Source organism: Blastococcus sp. SYSU D00669, from assembly GCF_054050715.1.
In genome coordinates, this window is the sequence record NZ_JBJGZV010000014.1 from 93,610 (window position 1) to 114,152 (window position 20,543).

General features: G+C 74.4%; 15 protein-coding genes and 3 tRNA genes. 15 read left to right on the plus strand and 3 right to left on the minus strand.

Annotated elements, in window-relative coordinates:
- Positions 1-178 precede the first annotated feature (178 nt).
- The 5 genes from ACI8AF_RS12120 (at position 179) to ilvC (ending at position 9,328) form a co-directional block, all read left to right on the plus strand.
- Positions 179-2,815, plus strand: a complete 2,637-nt coding sequence (locus tag ACI8AF_RS12120) for a putative bifunctional diguanylate cyclase/phosphodiesterase (RefSeq protein WP_456539958.1) — start codon at positions 179-181, stop codon at positions 2,813-2,815.
- Positions 2,812-5,490 carry a putative bifunctional diguanylate cyclase/phosphodiesterase gene (locus tag ACI8AF_RS12125; protein WP_456539959.1) on the plus strand — a complete coding sequence of 893 codons (2,679 nt, stop codon included), beginning with the start codon at positions 2,812-2,814 and terminating at the stop codon, positions 5,488-5,490. The genes ACI8AF_RS12120 and ACI8AF_RS12125 overlap by 4 nt, the downstream gene beginning before the upstream one ends.
- A gap of 213 nt (positions 5,491-5,703) precedes the next feature.
- Positions 5,704-7,596, plus strand: coding sequence for an acetolactate synthase large subunit (locus ACI8AF_RS12130; RefSeq protein ID WP_456539960.1), 1,893 nt, complete (start codon positions 5,704-5,706; stop codon positions 7,594-7,596).
- Positions 7,597-7,692: 96 nt separating this feature from the next.
- Positions 7,693-8,220 (plus strand): acetolactate synthase small subunit, encoded by a 528-nt coding sequence (gene ilvN / locus ACI8AF_RS12135; RefSeq protein WP_456539961.1) that lies wholly within the window; start codon positions 7,693-7,695, stop codon positions 8,218-8,220.
- A 52-nt stretch (positions 8,221-8,272) separates the two neighbouring features.
- The gene (ilvC, locus tag ACI8AF_RS12140; protein WP_456539962.1) at positions 8,273-9,328 is read left to right on the plus strand and encodes a ketol-acid reductoisomerase; all 1,056 of its coding nucleotides are present in this window, start codon (positions 8,273-8,275) and stop codon (positions 9,326-9,328) included.
- Positions 9,329-9,454: 126 nt separating this feature from the next.
- Here the strand turns inward: ilvC and ACI8AF_RS12145 are convergent, their stop codons facing one another.
- Positions 9,455-9,979 carry a hypothetical protein gene (locus ACI8AF_RS12145; protein WP_456539963.1) on the minus strand — a complete coding sequence of 175 codons (525 nt, stop codon included), beginning with the start codon at positions 9,977-9,979 and terminating at the stop codon, positions 9,455-9,457.
- Positions 9,980-10,125: 146 nt separating this feature from the next.
- Positions 10,126-10,794: a hypothetical protein gene (locus ACI8AF_RS12150; protein WP_456539964.1), complete on the minus strand. Its 669-nt coding sequence runs from the start codon at positions 10,792-10,794 to the stop codon at positions 10,126-10,128.
- Between the two features lie 154 nt (positions 10,795-10,948).
- Here ACI8AF_RS12150 and serA point away from each other — a divergent pair, with 154 nt between their 5' ends.
- The 4 genes from serA to cimA all read left to right on the plus strand — a co-directional run bounded on the left by serA (position 10,949) and on the right by cimA (position 16,097).
- Positions 10,949-12,562, plus strand: a complete 1,614-nt coding sequence (gene serA / locus ACI8AF_RS12155; RefSeq protein ID WP_456539965.1) for a phosphoglycerate dehydrogenase — start codon at positions 10,949-10,951, stop codon at positions 12,560-12,562.
- A gap of 16 nt (positions 12,563-12,578) precedes the next feature.
- The gene (locus tag ACI8AF_RS12160) at positions 12,579-13,601 is read left to right on the plus strand and encodes a 3-isopropylmalate dehydrogenase (RefSeq protein WP_456539966.1); all 1,023 of its coding nucleotides are present in this window, start codon (positions 12,579-12,581) and stop codon (positions 13,599-13,601) included.
- Positions 13,601-14,287, plus strand: a complete 687-nt coding sequence (locus tag ACI8AF_RS12165) for a maleylpyruvate isomerase N-terminal domain-containing protein (protein WP_456539967.1) — start codon at positions 13,601-13,603, stop codon at positions 14,285-14,287. Before ACI8AF_RS12160 ends, ACI8AF_RS12165 begins: the two co-directional genes overlap by 1 nt.
- A gap of 211 nt (positions 14,288-14,498) precedes the next feature.
- Positions 14,499-16,097 carry a citramalate synthase gene (cimA, locus tag ACI8AF_RS12170; RefSeq protein ID WP_456539968.1) on the plus strand — a complete coding sequence of 533 codons (1,599 nt, stop codon included), beginning with the start codon at positions 14,499-14,501 and terminating at the stop codon, positions 16,095-16,097.
- Here the strand turns inward: cimA and ACI8AF_RS12175 are convergent, their stop codons facing one another.
- On the minus strand, positions 16,098-16,472 hold the full coding sequence (locus ACI8AF_RS12175) for a VOC family protein (RefSeq protein ID WP_456539969.1): 375 nt from the start codon (positions 16,470-16,472) through the stop codon (positions 16,098-16,100).
- Between the two features lie 38 nt (positions 16,473-16,510).
- Between ACI8AF_RS12175 and ACI8AF_RS12180 the strand changes: the two genes are divergently transcribed.
- The 6 genes from ACI8AF_RS12180 to ACI8AF_RS12205 all read left to right on the plus strand — a co-directional run bounded on the left by ACI8AF_RS12180 (position 16,511) and on the right by ACI8AF_RS12205 (position 20,476).
- Entirely contained in the window at positions 16,511-17,320 is an 810-nt protein-coding gene (locus ACI8AF_RS12180) for a fumarylacetoacetate hydrolase family protein (protein WP_456539970.1), read from the plus strand.
- Positions 17,317-18,792 (plus strand): glutamate--tRNA ligase, encoded by a 1,476-nt coding sequence (gene gltX, locus ACI8AF_RS12185; protein WP_456539971.1) that lies wholly within the window; start codon positions 17,317-17,319, stop codon positions 18,790-18,792. Before ACI8AF_RS12180 ends, gltX begins: the two co-directional genes overlap by 4 nt.
- Before the next feature lie 30 nt (positions 18,793-18,822).
- Positions 18,823-20,043, plus strand: coding sequence for a CPBP family intramembrane glutamic endopeptidase (locus ACI8AF_RS12190; RefSeq protein ID WP_456539972.1), 1,221 nt, complete (start codon positions 18,823-18,825; stop codon positions 20,041-20,043).
- 61 nt (positions 20,044-20,104) lie between these two features.
- Positions 20,105-20,176 (plus strand) — tRNA-Gln (locus tag ACI8AF_RS12195).
- A gap of 49 nt (positions 20,177-20,225) precedes the next feature.
- Positions 20,226-20,298 (plus strand) — tRNA-Glu (locus tag ACI8AF_RS12200).
- 105 nt (positions 20,299-20,403) lie between these two features.
- A tRNA-Glu gene (locus ACI8AF_RS12205) sits at positions 20,404-20,476 on the plus strand.
- Positions 20,477-20,543 lie beyond the last annotated feature (67 nt).

The window sequence follows — 20,543 nt, forward strand, 5'->3', positions numbered from 1 at the left end:
CGTGCACGGCCCGCCGGCGTGTCCGCGCGTGTCCCGGGCACGGAATGCCTTCTCGGCCGCCGGGGCCGTCGGGCACCCCCAACGGGTGACGGGTGGGTGAGCCGGCCTCCACACCGGGGGACGGGGTGCCGACACCTGCCGTGTGGAGAGGCTGAGGCGAGCGCTGCTCGTGGTCGCCGTGCTCGCAGGTGCAGCCTGCGCAGCCGCGGCCGTCGAGCCTGCCCTCGTCCCGGCGGCCTACGGCGCGGTCGCGCTGCTGGGACTGGTCTGCAGCGGCGTCGTCTGGACCGCCGGGCGGGAGCACTCCCGCCGCCGGCGGGGCTGGCGCCTGTTCGCCGCCGCGCCGCTGTTCCCGGTGCTGGGCGCGCTGCTCGTGCTCGTCGTCCAGCCGGCCGCCCCGCTCGAGGTCGCCGTCCTGCGCTGGGTGCCCACGGTGCCCGGCTACGTCGTCGCGATCGTCGGCATCCTGACCCTGGTCGACCGCGGCCGGCTGCGCACCGGCCTGCGCGGCGCCGTCGAGCTGGCGCTGTTCGTCGGCGCCTGCCTGGTGGTCGTGCAGCTGCTGATCATCGGCCCGGCGGGGCGCTGGTCGTCGCTGCAGGTCGACCAGCGGCTCATCCTGGCCGCCGCGGTCGTCGCCACCTCCCTCACCATGGCCGCCGCGCTCATCCTGCTCGGCGTCGTCGAGGCGCACCGCCAGGGCATGGCGCTGACGCTGCTGGCCGGCACCGTCCTCCTCACCGCAGGGCGCGGGGTGTCCACCGCCGCGCTGCTGTTCACCGCCCACGGCGTCGGCGTCCTCAGCCAGCTCCTGGTCGTCGTCGGCCTCACGCTGGTCGGCCTGGCCGCCCTCACCGACCCCGGCCCGCGCACCAGCGGGCGCCGCGTGCGGACGCTGCCCGGGCGGTCCACCGAGCTCGGCCAGGTGCTGCCCCACGTGGCGATGGTCGTGGCGGTCACCGCGATCGGGACCGCGGCCGTCCTCGGCCACCAGCCGAGCGTCATCAGCTACGTCGGCGGCACCCTCTGCATCGCCCTCACCGCGGTCCACCGGTGGGTCACCGCCCGCGACGAGCAACGGCTCGGCGCCCGCCTGCGGCGCAACGAGGCCTACTTCCGCTCCCTGGTCGCCTCCGGCGCCGACGCCGTCGTGATCCTTGACCCCGAGCTGCGCCTGACATGGGCGTCGCCCGCCCTCGAGCAGGTCCTCGGTGCCGCGGCGGTGCCGCTGCCCGGCCGGGCGCTGCGCGACGTCGTCCACCCGGACGACGCCGACCTGCTCGCCGCGGCGGTGCCCTCGGCCACCGCCGACGACGCCGGCGAGCAGGCCACCGGCCTCGTCGTGCTGCGCATGGCCGACTCCGCCGGCCGGTGGCGCAGCCTCGAGGCCAGCGTGTCCGACCTGCGCCGCGACCCCGACGTGGGCGCGGTCGTGCTGCACTGCCGCGACGTCACCGAGCGGGAGACCCGCGAGGCCGCGCTGCGCGGGGTGGCCTACACCGACCCGCTGACCGGCCTGCCGAACTCGGCCGGGTTCCTGCGCGCGGTGCGGGACGCCCTCACCGAGCCCGGGTCCGAGCCGCACGGGGACGACGGCGCGACCAGCAGCACGCTGCTGCTGATCGAGATGGAAGGCCTGATCGACGTCCGCGAGTTCGCCGGCCGCGAGGTCGTCGGGGGAGTGGTGGCCGAGATCGGGCGGCGGCTGCGCGCGACGGTGCGCGCCGAGGACGTCGTGGCGCGCATGGGCGGCGGGGGCTTCGGCATCCTCGCCCGCAGCACGGCGACCGAGGCCGACCAGCTCGCCGACCGCTGCCTGGCCGTGGTGGAGCAGCCGATCCCGACGCCCGCCGGCATCGTCGACCTGACCGCCAGCGTCGGGCTCGTGGTGCTGGAGCCCGACGGGGACGTCGAGGAGCTGCTCGGCCGCGGCGGGCTCGCCGTCCGGGCGGCACGCGCGACCGGTCCCGGCTCCGCGGCCCGCTACACGCCGGCGCTGGGCGAGGCCGAGGCCCGCCGGCAGCGGCTGCTCGACGACCTGCACGGCGCCGGCTCCCGCGGGGAGCTGGCCCTGCTCTACTCGCCGATCGTCTCGCTCGGCGAGCAGCGGATCACCGGCGTCGAGGCGCTGCTCACCTGGCGGCACCCGGAGTTCGGCGACCTCGAGGCCGCCGAGTTCGTCCCGCTGGCCGAGCGCGCCGGACTGGTCGGCGACCTGCAGCGCTGGGCGCTGGAGGAGGCGATGCGGGAGGTGGCCGCGCTGCCGAGCTCCGGCACCCCGCTGCGGCTCGGCATCGACCTGGCCGCCTCCTACGTCGCCGGCGGCACCCTCGTCGCCGACGTCGAGAACGCGCTGCACCGCACCGGCCTCTCGCCGGAGCGCCTGGTGCTGGAGGTCCCCGAGGCCACCGTGCTCGCCGACGACGAGCGCATCGCGCTCGACATCGCCAGCGTGCGGCTCATGGGCGTGCACGTGGCGCTGGACCACTTCGGCGCGGACAACTCCGCGCTGGCCAGCCTCACCCGGCTGCCGGTCGACATCCTCAAGCTGGACCGGTCGTTCCTCGCCCGCGTCGACCGCGACGCCCAGGAGCGCGCGCTGTGCGAGTCGGTCATCGGCATCGGCCGGGCGCTGCGGGTCGACGTCGTCGCCGAGGGCGTGGAGACCGCGGCGCAGCTGGCCACCCTCTGCAGCCTGTCCTGCGGCTTCGCCCAGGGCTTCCTGATCTCGCGGCCGCTCCCGGTCGCCGGGCTCACCGCGCTGCTGCGCGACCGGGCCGGCGCGCTGTGGCCCGGGCTGGTCGGGCAGCGGTGAGCGACCGGCCGGTCGCCGGCTGGCCGCGCGGACCGGTCGTGCTGGCGCTCGCGGCCACCGCGCTCGCGCTCGCCGCGCAGACCCTGCTCCGTCCCGGCTGGACCCCGCGGGTCGCGCCGGCCGCCCTCGCGGTGGCGACGCTCGCGGTCGTCGTGCTGCTGGTCCGCCACAGCCGGGCGCTGGCACCGGCCGCGGCGGTGCCGTGGCGCGGCGTGGCGCTGGTGTCCGGCCTGCTCGCGCTGGGCCAGCTGGGGCGCGCCGCCGCCGGCGTGGGGGTCAACCCGGCCGAGGCCGGCGTCGCCGATCTCGCCCTCGCCGCGACCGGTCCGGCGACGGTGCTCGTCTGCTGGCGGCTGGTGCGCTCCACCGGTGGCCGGGTCCGCGTCGCGGTCGTCCTCGACGCCGCGGTCGCGCTCACCGCGCTCGCCGTCCTGCTCGAGATGCTCGTCCCCCTGGCGACCGCGGTGCCCCACCGCGGCGACGCGCTGGTCTCGGCCGGGTACCCCACGGTCGGGGCGGTGCTCTGCGTGGTCGGCCTGGTCACCTTCGGCAGCGTCTCGGCCCCGCGCCGGGCCGCGGTCGGCTGGCTGCTGCTCGCCTTCGGTGCCCTGACCGTCGCGATGGTCGCCGGCGCGCTCGCGGTGGCCGATCCCTCCGCCGTGCTCGCGGCGGTCACCACCACCGCCTACCTCGCCATGCTGGCCGCCGCCACGCTGGCGCTGGCCGCCGATCCCGGCCCGCAGGCGCCGTCGGCCGACCCCTCGACGGTGATGCCGCTCGCCGGCGTGGTCGTCAGCTACTGCCTGAGCTTCTCCGTCGTCCTGCTGCTCCTCGGCGGCTGGGCGCTGGGCCGCGACGCGACGACCGCCGAGGTCGCCACCGTCGCCGTCCTGCTGGTGCTCACCTTCGTGCGCACCCTCGTGTGGGCCGCCGACGGCGCCCGCCTGACGCGGCAGGTGCTGCGGACCGAGACGTTCTTCCGCACCCTCGTGCACCGCGCCGCCGACATCACGCTCGTCCTCGACAGCGGCGGGGCGATCACCTGGGCGTCCGGCTCGACCTGGTCGGCGCGCGAGCTGGTGGGCCGCGCGCTCGAGGAGTTCGTCCACCCCGACGACCGGCCCGAGCTGGCGCGGGCGCTCGGCCGTTCCGCCGACCCGGGGGACGGGCCCACCCCCGAGTTCCGGCTGCGCAGCCGGGACGGCGGGTGGCGGTGGCTGGAGACGGTGCGGACGACGACGTCGGCCCGCCTGCCCGACCGCGCGGGCGACGGCCTGGTGCTCCACCTGCGCGACGTCGTCGAGCGGCGCAGCGCCGAGCAGGAGCTCGAGCGCATGGCCTACACCGACTTCCTGACCGGGCTGCCGAACCGCGCCCGCCTGATGTCGGCGCTCGACAGCGCCCGCGACCGGGCCGCCGGCGGCGACGAGTTCACCCTGCTCATGCTCGACCTCGACGGGTTCAAGCCGGTCAACGACGTCGCCGGCCACGACGCCGGCGACGACCTGCTGGTCCAGGTGGCCGGCCGGCTGCGGCGCACCGTGCGCGACCGCGACCTGATCAGCCGGCTGGGCGGTGACGAGTTCGCCGTCCTCGTCCGCGCCGGGCTCGAGGAGGCGACGGCGCTGGCCGAGCGCATCGTCGCCGAGCTGCGCGACCTGCGCCCCACCGCGCCGGCGGGCGGCCACGGGCTGGTCTTCGACGTCTCCGGCAGCATCGGGGTCGCCGCGCTCGACCCGGCCGACGACGTCGCGACGACGCTGCGGCAGGCCGACCTCGCGCTGCGGGCGGCCAAGGCCGCCGGCAAGAGCTGCGTGCGCTGCTACGTCGACACCCCGGACGGCGCGGGCGGACGGCGGGCCGTGCTGGCCCGCGACCTGCCCGTGGCGATCGAGGAGGGCCAGCTGCGGCTGCTCTTCCAGCCGGTCGTCGGCGTGGAGGAACGGCGGGTGCTCGGGCTGGAGGCGCTGGTCCGCTGGGAGCACCCCGAGCTGGGCACGGTGCCCCCCGACGAGTTCATCTCGCTGGCCGAGGCCGACGGGCTGATCGTCCCGCTGCAGCGCTGGGTGCTGCGCGAGGCGGTGGGCGCGCTGGCGCCGCTGCTCGCCGAGGGCCGCGACCTGCAGCTCGGCGTCAACGTGTCCATCCGGCACCTGCAGGCCGGCTGCCTGGCCCCGGACGTCGCCCGTGCGCTGGCCGAGGCGGGCGTGCCCCCGCACCGGCTGATGGTCGAGCTCACCGAGTCGGTGCTGATGAGCGCCGAGGACCGGTTCGAGGGCGACCTGTCCACGCTGCACGAGATGGGCGTCGTCATCTCCCTCGACGACTTCGGCAAGGGCTACTCCTCCCTGGCCCGGCTGGCCCGGCTGCCCGTCGACGTCATCAAGATGGACCGCGACTTCGTCGGCCACATCGAGGGCGACCCGCGCAGCGCCGCGCTCGTGGGCAGCGTCGTGGAGCTGGGGCGCACCCTCGGCATGGACGTCGTCGCCGAGGGCGTGGAGACGCCGGGGCAGCTCGCCGTCCTCGCGGAGCTGGGCTGCCGCTTCCTCCAGGGCTACCTGCTCGGCCGTCCGGTGGCGCCCGAGCAGCTCCGGGCCGCCATCGACGGCTTCGACGCCGACGTGCTGCGGAACGCCGCCGATCTCACGGATCACACTCTCGCCGTCCACTGAGTGGGACGGCCTGGTTGACGACGGCGCCTCGCAGGGCGCACAGTGTGCGGGTGCGCCCTGCCCGCCTCGTAATCGCCTAGCGCGTCGGTACCTCGACCGACGCGCTGACCCCCCGTGCCTGCGGCACGAGGGGTTTTTTGTTGGCCGGGGACGCCCACGTGACCTCGGCCGGCCCGCACCGCACCCCGCCCGCGCCCCAGGAGAAACGCCGCGATGAGCACCACGCCCCCCCGCGAGGCACACACCAGCGAGTCCGCCAGCCGCGACGCCTCCCACGAGGCCGCCGCCTCGCTCGCCGGCGTCGAGACCACCGCCCGATCCCCCCGCACGCCCGAGCCGGTGTCCGGCATCACCGGTGCGCAGAGCCTCGTCCGCTCGCTCGAGGCGGTCGGCGTCGAGGTGATCTTCGGCATCCCCGGCGGGGCGATCCTGCCGGCGTACGACCCGCTGTTCGACTCCTCGGTGCGGCACGTGCTGGTGCGGCACGAGCAGGGCGCCGGGCACGCGGCCACCGGCTACGCGCAGGCCACCGGCAAGGTCGGCGTCTGCATGGCGACCTCCGGTCCGGGCGCGACCAACCTGGTCACCCCGCTGGCCGACGCGCACATGGACTCGGTCCCGGTCGTGGCGATCACCGGCCAGGTGCCCAGCGGGGCGATCGGCACGGACGCCTTCCAGGAGGCAGACATCCGCGGCATCACGATGCCGGTCACCAAGCACAACTTCCTGGTCACCGACCCCGACGAGATCCCGCAGCGGATCGCCGAGGCGTTCCACCTGGCGGCCACCGGCCGGCCCGGCCCGGTCCTGGTCGACATCTCCAAGGACGCCCTGCAGCGGACGACGGACTTCTCCTGGCCGCCGCGGCTGGACCTGCCGGGCTACAAGCCGACCACCCGGCCGCACGGCAAGCAGGTCCGCGAGGCCGCGCAGCTGATCGCCGCCGCGCGCCGACCGGTCCTCTACGTCGGCGGCGGCGTGCTCAAGGCGCGGGCGACGGCGGAGCTGGCCGCGCTGGCCGAGCTCACCGGGGCGCCGGTGATCACCACTCTCATGGCCCGGGGGGCGTTCCCCGACAGCAGCCGCCAGCACCTGGGCATGCCGGGCATGCACGGCACGGTCGCCGCGGTCACCGCGCTGCAGAAGGCCGACGTCATCGTGGCGCTGGGAGCCCGCTTCGACGACCGGGTCACCGGCAACCTGGCCTCGTTCGCCCCGGGCGCGCTGGTGGTGCACGCCGACATCGACCCGGCCGAGATCGGCAAGAACCGCAAGGCCGACGTCCCGATCGTCGGGGACGCCAAGGAGACGATCGCCCAGCTGGTCGACGCGCTGCGTGCCGAGCACGCGGCCGGGCGGACCCCCGACCTGGCCGGCTGGTGGGCGCAGCTGGACAGCTGGCGGGAGAAGTACCCGCTGGGCTACGACTGGCCGGAGGACGGCTCGCTCTCGCCGCAGTACGTCATCGAGCGGCTGGGCCGCATCGCCGGGCCCGACGCGATCTACACCGCCGGCGTCGGCCAGCACCAGATGTGGGCGGCGCAGTTCATCTCCTACGAGGAGCCCGGCACCTGGCTCAACAGCGGCGGCCTCGGGACGATGGGCTACGCCGTCCCCGCCGCGATGGGCGCCAAGTACGGCCGCCCCGAGACCACGGTCTGGGCCATCGACGGCGACGGCTGCTTCCAGATGACCAACCAGGAGCTGGCGACCTGCGCCATCGAGGGCATCCCGATCAAGGTCGCCGTGATCAACAACGGCAACCTCGGCATGGTCCGCCAGTGGCAGACCCTCTTCTACGAGGGCCGCTACTCGAACACGAAGCTGCACGTCCAGGACGAGCAGGGCAAGCCGCGCCCGGTGCGCATCCCCGACTTCCTGCTCCTCGCCGAGGCGATGGGCTGCGTCGGCCTGCGCTGCGAGAGCAGGGACGACGTCGACGCGGTGATCGAGAAGGCCATGGCGATCGACGACGCCCCGGTGGTCATCGACTTCGTCGTCGGCCACGACGCCCAGGTGTGGCCGATGGTCGCGGCCGGGGCCAGCAACGACGACATCATGGCCGCGCGCGACGTGCGCCCGGTCTTCGGCGACGACCAGGTGTAGGACCCCCCTTCCCCCCATCGCTCGCACGCTCGCGACGGGCCCCTGAAGGGGGGCCGCACTCGGTGCCGGACGGCACCGGAAAGGAACCTTGGGGCAATGACCCGCCACACCCTGTCGGTCCTCGTCGAGAACAAGTCCGGCGTCCTCGCCCGCGTCTCGGCGCTGTTCAGCCGCCGCGGCTTCAACATCGAGTCCCTCGCCGTCGGGCCGACGGAGAACCCCGACCTCTCCCGCATGACGATCGTCGCCGACGCGGAGTCCGCGCCGCTGGAGCAGATCACCAAGCAGCTCAACAAGCTGATCGAGGTGATCAAGATCGTCGAGCTCGAGGAGGGCGCCGCCGTCCAGCGCGAGCTGCTGCTCGTCAAGGTCCGCGCGCCCATGGCCGACCGCACGCAGGTGCTGCAGACCGCCGAGCTCTTCCGCGCCCGGGTGGTCGACGTCAACACCGACACCGTGACCCTCGAGGCGACCGGCACGCCCGACAAGCTGCAGGCGCTGCTGGCCGTCCTGGCCCCGCTCGGGATCAAGGAGATGGCCCAGTCGGGCACCGTCGCCCTGGGCCGGGGTCCGCGGTCGATGTCGGGCGCCGGTACCTTGCGCCCGGTCGAGCGCACCGCCTGAGACGAGGACCCCCTCGATGGGGGCCACGAGCACCCGTCCACGCTTTATCGCGATGAAGCACCATCTGAAAGGGAACTGCATGGCCGCCGAGATCTTCTACGACGACGACGCCGACCTCTCGATCATCCAGGGGCGCACCGTCGCCGTCCTGGGCTACGGCAGCCAGGGGCACGCGCACGCCCTCTCGCTGCGCGACTCCGGGGTCGACGTCCGGGTCGGCCTGCCCGAGGGCAGCAAGAGCCGGCCGAAGGCCGAGGCCGAGGGCCTGCGCGTGGTCACGCCGGCCGAGGCGGCCGCGGAGGCCGACCTGATCATGATCCTGGCGCCCGACCACGTGCAGCGGCACCTCTACGGCGAGGCGGTCGAGCCGAACCTGCAGGACGGCGACGCCCTGTTCTTCGGCCACGGCTTCAACATCCGGTTCGGCTACATCAAGCCCCCGGCGGGCGTGGACGTCGCGATGGTCGCCCCCAAGGGCCCCGGTCACCTGGTGCGGCGCGAGTTCGAGAACGGCAAGGGCGTGCCCTGCCTGGTCGCCGTCGAGCAGGACGCCAGCGGTTCGGCGCTGCAGCTGGCGCTGTCCTACGCCAAGGCGATCGGCGGCACCCGCGCCGGCGTCATCAGGACCACCTTCGCCGAGGAGACCGAGACCGACCTGTTCGGCGAGCAGGCCGTGCTCTGCGGCGGCATGTCGGCGCTGGTGACCGCGGGCTTCGAGACCCTCACCGAGGCCGGCTACCAGCCCGAGATCGCCTACTTCGAGTGCCTGCACGAGCTCAAGCTGATCGTCGACCTCATGTACGAGGGCGGCATCGCCAAGCAGCGCTGGTCGGTGTCGGACACCGCCGAGTACGGCGACTACACCTCCGGCCCGAAGGTCATCGACGAGCGGGTCAAGGCCACCATGGGCGAGGTCCTCGCCGCGATCAAGGACGGCTCGTGGGCCGCCTCCTTCATCGCCGACCAGGACGCCGGTGCGCCGGACTTCAAGCGCCGCCGGGCCGAGGCCGAGGCGCACCCGATCGAGGAGACCGGGCGCAGGCTGCGCGGTCTGATGAGCTGGGTGTCGGCGTCCGACGACTACACCGGCACCGCCGCCCGCAACTAGGAGGACCCCCTTCCCCCCACCCCCTCGCTCCGCTCGGGGCGGGACCCTGAAGGGGGCCGTTCCATCGGGCAACAGAGAGGGCCCCGCTGCCGGTCGGCAGCGGGGCCCTCTGTCGTGCGGGTGGGGTTACCGGCCGCCGCGCGAGGCGAAGAACTGCTGCGACGCCGGCTGGTTGAGCAGGAAGAAGATCGCGACACCGGCCGCGATCAGCAGGACCGACCAGAAGTCGAACGTGCCCTGCGTCAGCGCCAGGATGAGGCCCAGCAGCGCCAGACCGGCGGTGACGAGACCACCGATCTTCAGCAGGGTGGAGCCCTTGCCCTGGATCGCCTGGACGCCGCCGACGATGTTCAGCGCGGCGAGACCCAGGTAGAGGATGCCGAAGAGGGCGAAGATGCCCAGCAGCGTCGACAGCGCGAAGAAGCCCAGCGCGCCGATGAGCGCCAGAGCGGCGATCACGAAGCCGAGGACGGCGGCAGTGGTGACCTGCGACGGCCGCGCGCCGGCGGGCGCGCCGTAGCCGGCGGGGCCGCCGGCGTAGTTCGGGGCCGGCTGGTAGCCACCCTGCTGCGGAGCGCCCCAGCCGGGCTGGCCCTGAGGAGCACCCCCCTGCGGGTAGTTCGGGTCGGAACCGGGGGTGGGGGTGGTCATCTGGTCGTTTCCTCCTGGGACGTGCGGCCGCCCGGACGGGCGGTCGGCGGCGGAGTGTAGGGGGAGGCGCAACGCCGTGGGGCGATGCGCGCCTTGCGTGACGAGGCCGTGACCCCCCGCGGGGGTCACGGCCTCGCACCTCGGGTTCAGCGGCCGCGCTGCGCCCGGGACGCCTGGAAGAACGAGCTCGCGGCCCGGTTCGACAGCAGGACGACGATGAGGATCGAGACGACGAAGAACACGAGCGAGAGCGCGATGCTCCCGGCGCCGTTCTGGTCGGCGTTGCCCAGCGAGCCGAAGAACGACAGGCCGGTGGTCGCGATGGCGATCGAGCCGCCGACGATGAGCAGCACCCGGCTGCGGCCGGACAGCGCCCACGCCGAGCCCCAGAACATCAGGACGGTCCAGGCCAGCGCCAGGAGCCCCATGACGATCGCGATGCCGGCGGCCGCGCCCACGAAGGAGCCGAAACCGGGCAGCGCCTCGTCGGCGTCCCCGGCCGCGCCACCGAAGAGCGCGCCGGCGAAGAGCAGGCCGACCGTGGCCAGCGCGCCGAGCGCGCCGAAGATGAACCCGAAGACGGCGGCGGTCACGACGCCGCCGGGCTTGGCCGGCCGGCCGCCCGAGTACTGGCCGTACGGCTGCGGCGCGCCGGTGGAGCCGTAGGGCGAGGGCTGCTGCTGCCCGTAGGGGGCGGCCGGGTACTGCGGCTGCGCGCCGTACGCGGGCTGCTGCCCGTACTGCGGCTGCGAGCCGTAGGAGGGCTGCTGGCCGTAGGACGGCTGCTGCCCGTAGGGGTTGTTCTGCTCGGTCATGGTCTCCTCCGCCGGCAAGGGGGGTGCCGACTTCTCCGGCGGCCAGGATGGGGGTCGACCCCCCGCAGGGCAAGCAGCCTTCACCCGAGGTGGGTGGTGTCGCTCCAGGGACCGCCCGCCGCCCGCGGGCGTCGCGTCCTTAGGCTGTCCTCCTGTGACCGCCACCGGAACGGGGAGCGCCCCCGTCGTCCTGATCGCCGAAGAACTCGCCCCGAGCGTCCTCGAGGTGCTCGGCGGGGAGGTGGAGATCCGGCACGTCGACGGGGCCGACCGCGCCGCCCTGCTGCCGGCGCTGGCCGACGCCGCGGCCGTGATGATCCGCAGCGCCACGCAGATCGACGCCGAGGCCCTGGCCGCCGCCCCCGACCTGAAGGTGGTGGCCCGCGCCGGGATCGGCCTGGACAACGTCGACGTCGCCGCCGCCACCGAGCGCGGAGTCATGGTCGTCAACGCGCCGACGTCCAACATCGTCAGCGCCGCCGAGCACGCCGTCGCGCTGCTGCTCGCCGCCGCCCGGCACATCCCGGCGGCCGACGCGTCGCTGCGCGAGGCCCAGTGGAAGCGCTCGAAGTTCACCGGCGTCGAGGTCGCCGAGAAGACCGTCGGCGTCGTGGGTCTCGGTCGCATCGGCGTCCTCGTGGCGCAGCGGCTCGCCGCCTTCGGCGTCGAGCTGATCGCCTACGACCCCTACATCCAGCCCGGTCGCGCCGCGCAGCTCGGCGTCCGGCTCGTGTCGCTGGATGAGCTGCTCCGGACGTCGGACTTCATCACCATCCACCTGCCCAAGACGCCGGAGACCCTCGGCCTGATCGGCGCCGCCGAGCTGGCGACGACCAAGCGCGGCGTGATCATCGTCAACGCCGCCCGCGGCGGGCTGGTCGACGAGGCCGCGCTGGTCGACGCGCTGAAGACCGGGCAGGTCGCCGCGGCGGGCATCGACGTCTACGCCAAGGAGCCGTGCACCGACAGCCCGCTGTTCGAGCTGCCCAACACCGTCGTCACGCCGCACCTGGGCGCCTCCACCACCGAGGCGCAGGACAAGGCCGGCAAGGCCGTCGCCCGGTCGGTGCGCCTGGCGCTGCAGGGCGAGTTCGTGCCCGACGCGGTCAACGTGCAGGCCGGCGGCGTGGTCGCCGAGGACGTGCGCCCCGGCCTGCCGCTGGCCGAGAAGCTCGGCCGGCTGTTCACCGCCGTCGCCGGCGGCCTGGCCCAGTCGGTCAACGTCGAGGTGCGCGGCAAGCTGGCCGAGTTCGACGACTCGGTCCTGCAGCTCGCCGTACTCAAGGGGGTCTTCTCCGACGTCGTCGAGGAGCAGGTCACCTACGTCAACGCGCCGCTGCTCGCCGAGCAGCGCGGGCTGGAGGTGGCGCTGACCAGCGAGCTGGAGAGCCCCACCTTCCGCAACCTGGTCAGCGTGCGCGGGGCGATGGCCGACGGCACCCAGGTCGCGGTCTCGGGCACCCTCTACGGCAAGAACCAGGTGCCGCGGCTGACCGAGGTCGGCGGCTTCGAGATCGACCTCGAGGCCTCGGGCTACCTGTTGTTCTTCACCTACACCGACCGCCCCGGCGTGGTCGGCGTGGTCGGCGCGGCGCTGGGCGAGGCGGGCGTGAACATCGCGGGTGCACAGGTCAGCCGCACCACGCGCGGGGGCGAGGCGCTCATGGCGGTCACCGTCGACAGCCCGGTCCCCGGCGAGCTGCTGGCCGACATCGCCGGCCGCATCGGCGCGCGCGAGGCCCGTGCCGCGGACCTGACCACCACCTGACCTAGGGTCTTCGCTCATGCGCCTGGCAGTGATCCCCGGAGACGGCATCGGTCCGGAGGTGGTGGCGGAGGGGCTCAAGGTCCTGTCCGCCGTGGCCCCCGAGGTCGAGGCCACCCACTACGACCTCGGTGCCGCCCGGTGGCAGCGCACCGGCGAGCTGCTGCCCGACACCGTGCTCGACGAGCTGCGCCAGCACGACGCGATCCTGCTCGGCGCCGTGGGTGACCCCGGTGTGCCCAGCGGCATCCTGGAGCGCGGGCTGCTGCTGCGGCTGCGCTTCGAGCTCGACCACCACGTGAACCTGCGGCCGGCGAAGCTGTTCGACGGGGTCACCAGCCCGCTGGCCGCCCCCGGCCCGATCGACATGCTCTGCGTGCGCGAGGGCACCGAGGGCCCCTACGTGGGCAACGGCGGCGTGCTGCGCAAGGACACCCCGCAGGAGATCGCCACCGAGGTCAGCCTGAACACCGCGTTCGGCGTGGAGCGCGTCGCCCGGTACGCCTTCGAGCGGGCCCGGCTGCGGCCGCGCCGGCACCTCACGCTGATCCACAAGACCAACGTGCTGACCCACGCCGGCGGGCTGTGGTCGCGCACGGTCGAGGAGCTGGCCTCGGAGTTCCCCGACGTCACCGTCGCCTACCAGCACGTCGACGCGGCGTCGATGTTCTTCATCACCGACCCGGGCCGCTACGACGTCATCGTCACCGACAACCTCTTCGGCGACATCGTCACCGACATCGCCGCCGCGGTGACCGGCGGCATCGGGCTGGCGGCGAGCGGCAACCTCGACGCCTCGGGCACCAACCCGAGCATGTTCGAGCCGGTGCACGGCTCGGCGCCGGACATCGCCGGCCAGGGGATCGCCGACCCGACCGCCACGGTCCTGTCGGTGGGGCTGCTGCTCGAGCACCTCGGCCGGGCCGACCAGGCCAAGAAGGTCAACGCGGCGGTCGCCTTCGACGTGTCCACCCGCGACCCGCAGGGTCCGGTCCGGACGGCGGAGGTCGGCGACCGGCTGGCCGCGCTCGCCGGCGGCTGATGGAGGACCCCGCTGCCCCCCACCGCTCGCACGCTGGCGGCGGTCCCCTGCAGCCGGGCCGTTCCAGCACGTCGCCAGTCGCCTGGGACGGGTCGCGCCGGGCGTTCGCCGACGCCGCCGGGTGGTTCGTCGCCACCGCCGCGGCCGTCGGGGACCGCTGGGGCGCGCCGGGACTGGGGGAGTGGGACGTCCGCGCCCTGGTCGGCCACACCAGCCGGTCGCTGCTGACCGTCGAGGCCTACCTCGGGCAGCCGGCCGCGACGGTGGAGGTGGCGTCGGCGGCGGACTACTTCCGCGCCACGCGGGCGATCGCCGCCGGCCCGGCGGTGGCCGAGCGCGGCCGGGACGCCGGGGCCGCGCTGGGCGACGACCCCGCGGCCGCGGTCGCCGCGATCGCCGACCGGGTGCTCCCGCTGGTCGGCGCCCGGGACGGCGGCGAGGTGCTCACGACGGTCGCCGGCGGCATGCGGCTGGCCGACTACCTGCCCACCCGCACCTTCGAGCTGGTCGTGCACACCTGCGACCTCGCCGTCGCGCTCGGCGAGGCGCCCGTCGTCCCCCCGACGGCCGCCGCGCAGGCGCTGGGGCTCGTCGCCGACCTGGCCGCGGCGGACGGGACCGCCGGCCCGCTCCTGCTCGCGGCGACCGGACGGACGGGCCTGCCCGCCGGGTTCTCCGTCCTCTGACTCGCCGCGGCGGGTCCACGAGGGGGACGCCGTCCCGCACCGGTGCACCACGGCGGGCGGCGGACGTGCTTTACTCGTCGGCGATGTCCGTCCTCCGCACCGTCATTATCGCCTAGCGCGCAGTCCGTTCCCGACTGCGCGCAGACCTCCCGTACCCGGGGGGTCTTTTTGTTTGCCGGGAACATTCCAGAATCCGCACCCAGGAGCTCCCGTGGCCAGCACCCCCGACTTCCATGTCTTCGACACCACGCTGCGCGATGGCGCCCAGCGCGAGGGCATCAGCTACTCCGTCGCCGACAAGCTCGCCGTCGCGCGGTTGCTGGACGAGATCGGCGTGGGCTTCATCGAGGGCGGCTGGCCCGGCGCGCTGCCCAAGGACACCGAGTTCTTCGCCCGCGCCCGCACCGAGCTCAAGCTGCGCCACGCCCAGCTGGTCGCGTTCGGCGCCACCCGCAAGGCCGGCGTCCGCGTCGAGGACGACCCCCAGGTCCGGGCCCTGCTCGACTCCGAGGCACCGGTCGTCTGCCTGGTCGCCAAGTCCGACGTCCGGCACGTGCGCGAGGCGCTGCGGACGACGCTGGAGGAGAACCTGGCGATGGTCTCCGACACCGTCGCCTTCTTCGTGGGCCACGGCCGGCGGGTGTTCCTCGACTGCGAGCACTTCTTCGACGGCTACCGGGCCGACCCCGACTACGGCGTGCGGGTCCTGCAGGCGGCGTTCGCGGCCGGCGCCGAGGTCGGCGTCATGTGCGACACCAACGGCGGCATGCTGCCGATGGGCGTCGGCCGGGTCGTCGCCGAGGTCCGCGCCCGGGTCGACGGCAGGCTGGGCATCCACTGCCAGGACGACACCGGCTGCGCCGTGGCCAACTCGCTCGCCGCGGTGGAGGCCGGCGTCACCCACGTCCAGGGGACGGCGAACGGCTACGGCGAGCGCGCCGGCAACGCCGACACCTTCGCCCTGATCGGCAACCTGGTCACCAAGATGGGGCTGCCCGTCGTCCCGGCCGAGTGCCTGCCCGAGCTGCAGCGGGTCAGCCACGCGATCGCCGAGCTGGCCAACATCGCCCCCGACGACCACCAGCCCTTCGTGGGCGCCTCGGCGTTCGCGCACAAGGCCGGCCTGCACGCCAGCGCGATCAAGGTCAGCCCCGAGCTGTACAACCACCTCGACCCGGCCGTCGTCGGCAACGACATGCGCATCCTGGTCACCGAGATGGCCGGCCGGGCCTCCGTCGAGCTCAAGGGCCGCGAGCTCGGGGTCGACCTCGACGGCCACGCCGACGTGATCGGCAAGGTCGTCGAGCAGGTCAAGGTGCTCGAGGCCGACGGCTGGTCGTTCGAGGCGGCCGACGCGTCCTTCGAGCTGCTGCTGCGCGCCGCCCTGCCCGACGCCCCCGCGCCGCTGTTCGAGCTGGAGAGCTACAAGACCTCGGTGGAGCACTGGGGCAACGGCGTCGTGGTCAGCGAGGCGACCGTCAAGGTGCACGTCGACGGCGAGCGGATCATCAGCACCGCCGAGGGCAACGGCCCGGTCAACGCGCTGGACAACGCGCTGCGGCAGGCGCTGGTCAGCCGGTACCCGCAGCTGGCCGACGTCGCGCTGGCCGACTACAAGGTGCGCATCCTCGGCTGGAAGGGCGGCACCAGCGCCACCACCCGGGTGCTCATCGACACCACCGACGGCGTCGGCGAGTGGACCACCGTCGGCGTCCACGACAACATCGTCGAGGCGTCCTGGCACGCCCTCGTCGACGCCCTCACCTACGCCGTCCGCCACCGCTCGCGGGTCGGCACCCCGGTCGAGTGATCAGGGGCTCTGGCGGTTCCTGAGCAGGCAGAACTCGTTGCCCTCGGGGTCGGCCAGCACGTGCCAGGACTCCTCGCCGGTCTGACCGACGTCGGCCGGGCGGGCGCCGAGGTCGAGCAGCCGCTGCAGCTCGGCGTCCTGGTCGCGGTCCGTGGGCGAGACGTCGATGTGCAGCCGCAGCTTGCCGGGGGTCGGGTCGGCCACCCGCCCGAACACGAGGGTCGGGGCCGGGCCGCCGAAGCCGGCCTCCGGGCCGATCTCGACCTCGTCCTCCTCGCGGGAGAGCACCCGGTAGCCCAGGACGGCGGCCCAGAAGGCGGCGAGCGCCTCCGGGTCGCGGCAGTCGACGACGAGCTCGGTGAAGCGACAGGCCACGGGGGAGACCCTAGGTGGGCGGAAGTAGCCTCGACCACGTGCGCATCGTCCGCTTCGCGAGCCCGCAGGGCATGTCCTTCGGCGTCCTGGACGGCGACGGCAACGTCGCCCAGATCGAGGGCCACCCGTTCGGCCAGATCAACTTCACCGGCGCCCGGTACGCCCAGGCCGACGTGCGGCTGCTCTCGCCGATCCTGCCGAGCAAGGTGGTCTGCGTCGGCAAGAACTACGCCGAGCACGTCCGGGAGATGGACACCGGCGACGCGCCGAAGGCGCCGCTGCTGTTCCTCAAGCCGTCGACCTCGGTGATCGGCCCCGGCGACTCGATCCGCATCCCGCCGGGCAGCACCAACGTGCACCACGAGGCCGAGCTGGCCGTCGTCATCGGTGCCCGCGGCGCCCGGCACGTGCGCCCCGACCAGGTCGCCGGGGCGATCTTCGGCTACACGATCGGCAACGACGTCACCGAGCGGGACATGCAGAAGAGCGACGGGCAGTGGACCCGCGCCAAGGGCTTCGACTCGTTCTGCCCGCTCGGCCCGTGGATCGAGACCGACCTCGGGGGCCTGGGCAAGGACCCGGCCGACCTCGAGATCACCTGCACCGTCGACGACGAGCTGCGCCAGTCCGGCCGCACCAGCCAGCTGCTGTTCGACGTCCCGACCCTGGTCTCCTACATCTCCGACGTCATGACGCTGCTGCCCGGTGACGTCGTGCTCACCGGGACGCCGTCCGGGGTCGGGCCGATCGCGGCCGGCCAGCGGGTCGACGTGACGATCGAGGGCCTCGGCACGCTGTCCAACCCCGTCTCCGACGCCGACCGCAGCTCGACGGCGGGTGCCCGGTGACGGTCCGCACCCGCTTCTGCCCGTCCCCGACGGGCATGGTGCACGTCGGCCTGATGCGCACCGCCCTGTTCAACTGGGCGCACGCGCGGCACACCGGCGGTCAGCTGGTGTTCCGCGTCGAGGACACCGACGCCAGCCGCGACTCCGAGGAGTCCTACCAGCACCTGCTGCGCAGCCTGCGCTGGCTGGGCCTGGACTGGGACGAGGGCCCGGAGGTCGGCGGTCCGCACGGGCCCTACCGGCAGTCCGAGCGCCACGGGATCTACCGCGACGTGGCGGCGAAGCTGCTCGAGTCCGGGCACGCCTACGAGTCCTTCTCCACCAACGAGGAGGTGGAGGCCCGCCGGCTCGCCGCGGGGCAGGACCCCAAGCTCGGCTACGACAACGCCGACCGCTTCCTCACCGACGCGCAGAAGGCCGCCTTCCGCGACGAGGGCCGCCAGCCCGTGCTCCGGCTGACGATGCCCGACACCGACCTGGTGTGGGACGACCTGGTCCGCGGCGAGGTCCGCTTCGCGGCCGGCTCGGTGCCCGACTTCGTCCTCGTGCGCGGCAACGGGGTCCCGCTGTACCCGTTCGTCAACCCCGTGGACGACGCCCTGATGGGCATCACCGACGTGCTGCGCGGCGAGGACCTGCTGCCCTCGACGCCCCGGCAGCTGGCGCTCTACGCCGCGCTGACCGACATCGGCGTCGCGGCCGGCACCCCCCGCTTCGGCCACCTGCCCTACGTCATGGGCGAGGGGACGAAGAAGTTGTCCAAGCGCGACCCGCAGGCGAACTTCGACGTCTACCCCGAGCGCGGCTTCCTGCCCGAGGGGCTGGCCAACTACCTGGCCCTGCTGGGCTGGTCGATCGCCGAGGACCGCGACGTCTTCTCGGTCGCCGAGATGGTCGAGGCCTTCGACGTCACCCGCGTGAGCGCCAACCCGGCGCGCTTCGACCTGAAGAAGGCCGAGGCGATCAACGCCACGCACCTGCGCGCCCTGCCGGTCGAGGAGTTCGTCGAGCGGGTGGTCCCGTTCCTCGCGGCCGCCGGGCTGGTCGCCGACCCGCCCACCGACGAGCAGCGCCGCGTCCTCGACGCGATCGCCCCGCTGGCCCAGGAGCGCATGGTCGTCCTCTCCGACGCCGTCGGGCTGCTGGCCTTCCTGTTCACCGACGACGTCGAGATCGACCCGGCCGCGGCCGAGAAGCAGCTGGCCGGCGACGGCGCGGCCGAGGTGCTCGACGCCGCGTCGACGGCGCTGGCCGGGCTGGGGGACTGGTCGACCGCGGCGATCGAGGAGGCGCTGAAGACCGCGCTGGTCGACGGCCTGGGGCGCAAGCCGCGGCAGGCGTTCGGCCCGGTGCGGGTGGCGGTCAGCGGCCGCACGGTGTCCCCGCCGCTGTACGAGTCGATCGAGCTGCTGGGCCGCGAGCGCACGCTCGCCCGGCTCGACCGGGCGCGCGCGCTCGGCACCGGCGCGTAGCCGCACGGCCACGAGGGAAGGCGGGGAAGCGTGACCGAGCCGGAGCCCTACACCGGCCCACCGCCGACCGGCCCCTACGGGGCCCCGCCGGTGGTGGCGGGGATCGGCGCGGGGTGGGCCGGTGCCCCGCAGCCGCCGTGGGCCGCCGCGCCGCAGCCGTACCCGCCCCAGCAGCACCCGCCGCAGCCGCACCCGCTCCAGCCGTACGCGGCCCCGTACGCGCCGGGGCCCTGGGCCGGCGTCCCGCAGCAGTACCCGCCGGCCCCCGTCCCGTGGCAGCCGCCGCCGGACGTGCGCTGGGCGCCCCCGCCGGGCACCCCGCCGCACGACGTCCCGCAGCCGTTCCTGCACGCCATGCGGGCGCGGGACTGGCGGTGGTGGCGGCCGCTGCTCGGGCTGCTGCTGTTCGCCGTGGTGTTCGCGGTGGCCGACGTCGTCGTCGTCCTGGTGGCGATCGTCACCGGGATCGGCCCCGACCTGGCCATGCAGAACCTGATCGACCCGGCGACGCTGCTGGTCACCAACCTCACGCTGATCGTCGCCATCCCGACCGTGTGGCTGGCCTGGGGCGTGGCGCACGGCATGCAGGTCGGCTGGTCGGCGTCGGTGCTGGCGCGGCTGCGCTGGCGGCTGTTCGCGCCGTTCACGCTGCGGGCGCTGGCCACGCTCGGGGTCGGCATCGCGCTCACGGTGGGCATCGGCGTCGCCATCGACCCGGAGTCGATCAGCGGGCCGGTGAGCGGGTACGGCTGGCTGCTGCTGGTGGTGATCCTCACCACCCCGCTGCAGTCGGCGGCCGAGGAGTACCTGTTCCGCGGCTACCTCAGCCAGGCCATCGCCGGGTGGATCCGCAGCCCCACGACCGGCGCCGTGGTCGCCGGGGTCGTCACCGCGGCGCTGTTCTCGCTGGCCCACGTCCCGCCCGACTTCCTGACCTTCCTCAGCCGCTTCGGCTTCGGGCTGGCGGCCTCGGCGGTCGTGTGGCTCACCGGCGGGCTGGAGGCGGCGGTCGTGCTGCACGCGGTCAACAACGTGCTGGTCTTCCTGCTGGCCGGCGCGCTGGGTGAGGCGGTCGCCACCGAGAGCGTCTCCGGCCCCGCATTCCTCGTCGTCCTGGTCGACCTGCTGGCCCTGGGCGCGTACGTGGCGGTCGTGGCGCGGTCGCGCCGCCGGCTGCGCCCGGAGACGGTGACCCCGGCGCTGGACCTGCGCCCGCCGGCGCTCGCGGCCGCCACGCCCCGGGGGCGGTGACCGGCCCTCCCGGAACGTCGGGTATGGTCGTCTCCGGCGCCGCGAGGTGCCACGCCAACCTTGGGGTATGGGGTAATTGGCAGCCCGACGGATTCTGGCTCCGTTAGTCTAGGTTCGAGTCCTGGTACCCCAGCGAGGAAGCTGACGTCCTGGCAGCACGGTTCCTCATGCACCGCCCGCACGGCCCCGTCGTCTAGCGGCCCAGGACGCCGCCCTCTCACGGCGGTAGCGAGGGTTCGAATCCCTTCGGGGCTACGCACCGTCCGAGCGCCCCCGGTCCACCGAGACCGGGGGCGCTCGGCGCATCCGCGGCCCCCGGTGCCACCGCACCGGGACGCCGTGGGAAGATGGACCGGCCGCGGCCCCGTCGTCTAGCGGCCCAGGACGCCGCCCTCTCAAGGCGGTAGCGGGGGTTCGAATCCCCTCGGGGCTACAGCGCGCAGAGCCCCCGGCCACCCGGCCGGGGGCTCTGCCGCGTCCTGGGGGCGTCCGGTGCCCCG